Consider the following 2,885-nt stretch of genomic DNA (forward strand, 5'->3'; position numbering starts at 1 on the left):
ATGATCGTGCACAACTCATCTACCGGGCGAACCCGTCCGGGTCGCCAGGGCGCCGCTCACGAAGTCGAGCGGGGATCACACGAGCTCGGCGAACGCGCGGACGGGGAACGTGCCGAATCCCTCGACGGCGGGCGGCGCAGCCGTGAACCGGGCGCCCGATGCCGGCAGTTCGCCCAGGCGGGTCAGGTGCTCGACCACGTGCACGCCCGCACCCAGCAGCCGCGAGTGCGCGGGGCGTTCTCCACCGGACTCGGTGTCATCGATGTTGACCGAATCGATGCCGACGAGGGCTGCCCCGGCGTCGACGAGGTACTCGGCGGCCTCGCCGGTCAAGAACGGCGCTCCACGGCCGTACGCAGTCTGGCCGAACAGGCGGTCCCAGCCGGTGTGGAGAAGGACGGCGGCGCCGCGCAGGTCTCGACCCGCGAACACGCCTGAGCTGATCCCCCGCTCGGCGGCATCCGTCAGGTGGAAGACCTCGGCGCGGAGCCCCACGAGAGTCGCCAGATCGAGCCCGGCCAGGTCGGGACCTTCCGCGTAGCGATGGAAGGGTGAGTCGAGGTACGTGCCGGTGTTTCCTATCATCGTGATGATGTCCATCGCGAATTCGGTCCCCGGGGCATAAGCCGCGCGCGAGTCCTCACGCGTGAGATGCGAAGTGATCACAGGCGCGGGAAGCCCCGGGTAGGTGATGAGTCCGGCGCGGATGGGATGGCTGAGATCGACGATGGGCATAGTCGCCAGCGTAGGGTCCCGCCCCGACAGCTCACGTCAGGCGAGCGAAGAGGTATCCCCTCGTGTCGTCGAATCCTGCGACGGCGAATCCGTCCGACAGCAGTCCGCCGAACGCGTCGCGCACCCGGTACCGCCACTCGAGCGCTTCGGCGGGATCGGCGCGGCGCAGTGCTTCGATGTCGTGTGGCACCGGCACAGACGTGACGACCTGGTCTTCGGGTGGAGCGGATGCCGGCGCCGCCAGAGCCCAGGACACCATCAGGCGGTCGGACTCGTCACCGCGGTTGACACCGTCGTCCATCGCTCCGTAGTGATCGACGAGGTACTCCGTGACGCGGGCGCCGAGTACCCGCACGTTGAAGTGCGCGTTGCGCGCGACGAGCGGATCGAAGGTCCACGTGATGTGCCCCACATCGCGGGCGAGAGCCCACGCGCGCTGGTGCTGTTTGAGGAGCCGACCGAGACTTTGGCCTCGGTAGCCGGGAAGGATGCCGGTGATGTGCGAGTGCATGGACCGTTGCGCGGGTGCGGCGAACCAGGCAGCCGAGGCGCCGATCATCCGCTCGCCGTCGTAGAGACCCACCGCGTAGTTGCCGGAGTGCGCGAGCGCACGCAGGAGGTTGGGCGGCATGCCGGTGCGATCGCCACCCCAGACCTCGCTCAGCACCTCGGACGCGACGAAGACCTGCTCCATCGAGTCCAGGGCGCGAATCTCGATTCCCGCCGGCGATGCGGTCCCCTCTGACATGGCGCCACCCTACGCCAGCGCGGATGTCCTAGGTCACATCGACCCCCGCGTCAACCCCATCAGCATCCTTCTCGCGTCGACGTAGCCTGAGTGTTGCGTGGCCGGCGCTCACGCCGGCCGGAACGAAAGGAAGACCCATGGGATTCGACGACAAGATCAAGAACGCCGCTGAAGACCTCGGAGGCAAGGCGAAGGAAGCGGCCGGCAAGATCACCGGCAACGAGAGCCTTGAGGCGGAGGGCAAAGCCGATCAGGCCAAGGCTGACGTCAAGAAGGCGGGCGAGAACGTCAAGGACGCCTTCAAATAAGCCCCCCTCACGGTGCCCCGCCCGTCTCGGCGGGGCACCGTGCAGGAGTGGACACGGCAGAATCGAGTCATGCCCCCGGTCCACACACCGCATCTTCTCCCCGCTCACGCCTGTCTCATCGTGCAGGGGAAGGACACTCCCGGCATCGTCGCAGCCGTGTCGGCCATGATCACCCGCATCGGCGGCAACATCGTCGCCTTCGACCAGTACTCCGACGACCCGCGCGGGGGCGCCTACTTCCAGCGGGTCGTGTTCCACCGCCCCGACTTCGCGGCGGATCGACCCCAGATCGAGCGGGAAGTGGCACGCGCCCTCGCCGATTTCGAGCTTTCGTGGGAACTCACCGACCAGTCGGTTCCGAAGAGAATGGCGATACTCGCCAGCACGCAGGATCATTGCCTGCTCGATCTTCTCTGGCGGCACCGCCGCGGCGATCTGCCCGTCACGATCCCCATGGTGATCTCGAACCACACGACGACGGCCGAGGACGTCCGCAGCTTCGGCGTGCCGTACTTCCACGTGCCTTCGGCGACCGGGCCCGACAAGTCGGCCTCCGAAGCCGAGATCCTGAGGCTGCTCGTGGGCAACGTCGACTTCGTCGTGCTGGCCCGCTACATGCAGATCCTCTCGGGTGACTTCCTCACGCAGCTCGCGGTGCCGGTGATCAACATCCACCACTCGTTCCTCCCCGCCTTCGTCGGTGCGGAGCCGTACAAGAAGGCCAAAGAACGCGGGGTCAAGCTCATCGGCGCCACGTCGCACTACGTGACCGATGATCTCGACGAGGGGCCGATCATCGAGCAGGACACCGTGCGGGTCACGCACGCCGAATCCGCGACCGAGCTCGCCCGCCGCGGGGCCGATGTGGAGCGCCAGGTGCTCTCGCGCGCTGTCCTCTGGCATGCGCAGGACCGCGTACTCCGGGACGGCAATCACACCATCGTTTTCTGACCCGAGCCGGGCCCGCTCGCTGATCCGCCGCGCGACCGTGTCCCACTTTGTGTCACTCCAGCGCCCCTCACAGCCTGCCGCCGCGGGGCCGTGTCCCACTTTGTGTCACTCCAGCGCCCCTCAAGCGACACAAACTGGGACGC

Annotated in this window: 4 protein-coding genes; 2 read left to right on the forward strand and 2 right to left on the reverse strand. The window is 67.4% G+C overall.

Annotated elements, in window-relative coordinates:
- Positions 1-75: 75 nt before the first annotated feature.
- Together QZV81_RS08335 and QZV81_RS08340 are read right to left on the reverse strand one after the other, a co-directional pair.
- The gene (locus QZV81_RS08335; protein WP_292835620.1) at positions 76-735 is read right to left on the reverse strand and encodes a cyclase family protein; all 660 of its coding nucleotides are present in this window, start codon (positions 733-735) and stop codon (positions 76-78) included.
- Positions 736-766: 31 nt separating this feature from the next.
- Positions 767-1,483 carry a GNAT family N-acetyltransferase gene (locus QZV81_RS08340; protein ID WP_292835623.1) on the reverse strand — a complete coding sequence of 239 codons (717 nt, stop codon included), beginning with the start codon at positions 1,481-1,483 and terminating at the stop codon, positions 767-769.
- Positions 1,484-1,620: 137 nt separating this feature from the next.
- Between QZV81_RS08340 and QZV81_RS08345 the strand changes: the two genes are divergently transcribed.
- Positions 1,621-1,791, forward strand: coding sequence for a CsbD family protein (locus QZV81_RS08345; protein WP_292835626.1), 171 nt, complete (start codon positions 1,621-1,623; stop codon positions 1,789-1,791).
- A 69-nt stretch (positions 1,792-1,860) separates the two neighbouring features.
- Positions 1,861-2,742 carry a formyltetrahydrofolate deformylase gene (purU, locus tag QZV81_RS08350; protein WP_292835629.1) on the forward strand — a complete coding sequence of 294 codons (882 nt, stop codon included), beginning with the start codon at positions 1,861-1,863 and terminating at the stop codon, positions 2,740-2,742.
- Positions 2,743-2,885 lie beyond the last annotated feature (143 nt).

The sequence above is a fragment of the Microbacterium sp. genome (assembly GCF_011620665.1).
Taxonomy (GTDB): Bacteria; Actinomycetota; Actinomycetes; order Actinomycetales; family Microbacteriaceae; genus Microbacterium.